At 53.5% G+C, this 3,341-nt stretch carries 4 protein-coding genes; all 4 read left to right on the top strand.

Annotated elements, in window-relative coordinates:
• The first annotated feature begins 108 nt into the window (after positions 1-108).
• Positions 109-747 carry a ComEA family DNA-binding protein gene (locus PAT3040_RS35310; protein WP_108996281.1) on the top strand — a complete coding sequence of 213 codons (639 nt, stop codon included), beginning with the start codon at positions 109-111 and terminating at the stop codon, positions 745-747.
• A gap of 57 nt (positions 748-804) precedes the next feature.
• Positions 805-2,097, top strand: a complete 1,293-nt coding sequence (locus tag PAT3040_RS35305) for a homocysteine synthase (RefSeq protein WP_087567182.1) — start codon at positions 805-807, stop codon at positions 2,095-2,097.
• Between the two features lie 261 nt (positions 2,098-2,358).
• Complete coding sequence (locus PAT3040_RS35300; RefSeq protein ID WP_087567181.1) at positions 2,359-2,895, top strand: deoxycytidylate deaminase; 537 nt, start codon at positions 2,359-2,361, stop codon at positions 2,893-2,895.
• Between the two features lie 222 nt (positions 2,896-3,117).
• Positions 3,118-3,341 (top strand): hypothetical protein (locus PAT3040_RS37845; protein ID WP_181377021.1); only part of this gene is annotated, 224 nt, incomplete at its 3' end.

The raw sequence follows: 3,341 nt of genomic DNA, 5'->3' as shown, positions 1-3,341 counted from the left end.
TCCTTGCATGGAACGAAAATTCGGCAAAATCTGCTCCCCTCGGAGTATTCAGACACGCCCTAAATGCTAGTTGGATGATTTATTAAAAAGGCGGAGGTGCAATCGCGATTGACTGGATTTTTGCGAAACGGAAGGACGATATTCGTTGCGGCATGTTTGTTGGGAGCCGGCTTGCTGTCAGCGGCGGCATTGCTCGGCGAGTCTTCGCGAGCGGAAGAGAAGTGGATACCCATGAACGAAATGATGGAGTCATCGCTCTCGGGAATGGTGGACGAGAATGGAGCGGGAGTGACCGCCAATAACGAAAAGAATCCGGCCGAACAAGGCAACGCGGATGGCGATGAGGTATCGGGCGGTTCAAATGGAATTGCAGGAGCTCCGGGAGCTGAAAAGAAAGGAAACGATAATAACGGAGATTCTGTTAGCGAAGCTGCAGGAACAGCCGACACTGGCAATTCAACTTCGGAGGAGTCTGCGGGAGAAGTAAAGAGCGGTGACGGCGGAGCAACCAATGCTGGTACGCTTGGACAATCGTCATTTGCATCCGACGGCAGACTCGATATTAACAGGGCGGATGCCGGTCAATTGGATGGGTTAAAAGGGATTGGACCTTCCAAAGCTCAGGCGATCGTGGATGACCGGGAACAGAACGGTCCGTTCCGCAGCGTGGACGACTTGCTCCGCGTGAAAGGCATCGGCGAGAAACTTTTGGCTTCTATCAAAGAAAGCGTTGTCGCATTACCGTGAATATGAGAGAATGGATAGGATATCCTGCATTTACATGTCAACAAGGAGGAGTAAGCAATGTCTAAGGAAAACCAGCTTTCGCTAGACACGATTGCCGTACACGGGGGACAAGCCATTGATCCGACAACGATGTCCCGCGCCGTACCTATCTATCAAACAACTTCATACGGATTCCGGGATACCGACCATGCGGCGAACCTGTTCTCGTTGCAAGAATTTGGAAACATCTATACTCGAATCATGAACCCGACATCGGATGTATTCGAAAAGCGGGTGGCAGAGCTTGAGGGAGGAGCAGCCGCGCTTGCCGTTGCATCCGGTCAAGCCGCCATTACGTATTCGATTCTTAATATCGCAGGAGCGGGCGATGAAATCGTATCCGCGACCAGCTTGTACGGGGGTACATACAATTTGTTCTCCACGACGCTCCCCAAGCTGGGCGTGACGGTGAAGTTCGTCGACCCCTCGAATCCGGAAAATTTCAGAGCGGCAATTACGGAACGCACAAAAGCCGTATTCGTCGAAACCATCGGCAACCCCAAAGGCGACATTATCGATTTGGAGGCGGTAGCTGCCATCTCGCATGAGAACGGGCTTCCGCTCATCGTGGACAATACGTTCCCGAGTCCATACCTGTGCCGTCCAATCGAATATGGAGCAGACATCGTCGTACACTCCGCGACCAAATTTATCGGTGGACACGGCACGTCGATCGGCGGCGTTATCGTAGACGGCGGCAAGTTCGACTGGAAGGGCAGCGGACGCTTCCCGGGTCTGACGGAACCGGATCCTAGCTACCATGGCGTAGTATACACGGATGCGGTTGGTCCTATCGCTTTCATTATCAAGGCACGCGTTCAGTTGCTCCGCGATATGGGCGCGGCTTTGTCGCCTTTCAACTCCTTCCTGCTGCTGCAAGGACTCGAGACGCTGCATTTGCGGATGGAGCGTCACAGCTCCAACGCTCAGGCGGTTGCAGAATTCCTCGAAGGCCACGAAGCAATCGAATGGGTGAACTATCCGGGCTTGCCAAGCCATCCATCCTACGACCTGGCGCAGAAATATTTGCCTAATGGTCAAGGCGCTATTCTTACTTTCGGCATCAAGGGCGGTATTGATGCAGGCAAGAAGATCATCAACTCCGTCAAGCTGTTCTCGCATCTGGCGAATGTCGGCGACTCCAAGTCGCTTATTATCCACCCTGCCAGCACGACGCATCAACAGCTGTCGCCGGAGGAGCAAGCCGGAGCGGGCGTCGCTCCGGGCATGATCCGCCTGTCGATCGGTACGGAAGGCATCGCAGATATTCTCGCCGACCTGAAGCAAGCCATCGAGGCGAGTCAGGCTTAAAGATAGGCCTTTCACCAGAGAGGCAAAAAAAGGGCCGGCTCACGAACGTGAGCCGGTTTCTTTTTGAAGAAACGCCAACCGATCTATCTTGAAATTTTCGCAAGTTTATGTTTTATTTTAAGTGCGTGATCAAAAAGATGGTTATCCGTACATTGGCGTATTATCAGGAAATATTCGTAATAATGCGCTTTCCATGTCAACCTGAGAAAAGACTTGGCGGAATGCCCAGGATGCAGCAACGAAAGAGAAGGAGAGAACGACATGAGTAATCCGGCTTCCTCCAAGGACGCGATCCGGAAGGATTGGGACACCTATTTCATGGATATAGCTTATATGGTTTCGACGAGGTCGCGTTGTCCAAGAAGGCATGTTGGCGCGGTACTCGTACAAGGCAAGAAGTTGCTTGGCACGGCCTATAACGGTGCGCCGATGGGCGTACACGACTGTCTCGAGGCTGGCTGTATGATTGCCGAAGAAATTGAAGTGAAAACGGTGGATGGAGTCGAGCAAGTCTTTCGGAAACAGAGATGCATCCGCACGATTCATGCCGAACAAAATCTGCTGTTGTTCACCGACCGGGCGAATCGGGAAGGCTCCACCGTCTATGTAACGGACCAGCCTTGCTGGACCTGCGCCAATATGCTGGCGAACAGCGGCGTAGTGGAAGTTGTCTATCATCGCGGTTATCCAAAGGATAGCGACAAGGTGTACGAGCTGATGGAGCAGAAGGGGATTGTATTTAGACAAATCGGTCCTTACTCCGCACCGGAACAGGCAGAGATGACCGTAACCTCTTAAATATTTATAATCCCAGGAGGAAGAACCTCCAGTTACATGCGCGATGCATGTGGCTGGAGGTTCTTTGCGTTTGCGGCAAGGGGAAGGGCAATTGGCAGACTGTTGTAGTTAACTTTTATGGTTCGTTCGGCGGTATGGGAGCATGGTGGACTAAGGAAGCAGCGGAGATAAAGCTACAGTGTCTGGCGCTTTAACATGGGAAGGAATGGGGATGAGGCTTAGATGTTGAGAATGATGAATCGAAGGCCGCTCGTCTGGTTCGCGGCTTCATGGGTTGCCGGCAGCGCCGCGGCTGCAGGACTCGGACTCCGCGGCGCGCTGCTTGCAGCCGGAGCGGCCTTGCTGCTCGCCGCGGCTTCCCTCGCCGGCAGGCTGGCGACGGCAACGCTCGCCGCGCTTTGCCTGCTGGCGTTCTGCCTGGCGGCGGGACAGCGGCTATGGGCGGA

The sequence above is a fragment of the Paenibacillus agaridevorans genome (genome assembly GCF_003112455.1).
Classification (GTDB): domain Bacteria; phylum Bacillota; class Bacilli; order Paenibacillales; family Paenibacillaceae; genus Pristimantibacillus; species Pristimantibacillus agaridevorans.
Note: the sequence above shows the minus strand (reverse complement) of the source record. Positions and strands in the feature narration are given on the sequence as shown.

Excerpts from the sequence above, each read along its gene's own strand:
- PAT3040_RS35305 (WP_087567182.1), top strand. The coding sequence starts at position 805 with ATGTCTAAGGAAAACCAGCTTTCGCTAGACACGATTGCCGTACACGGG.
- PAT3040_RS35300 (WP_087567181.1), top strand. The coding sequence starts at position 2,359 with ATGAGTAATCCGGCTTCCTCCAAGGACGCGATCCGGAAGGATTGGGAC.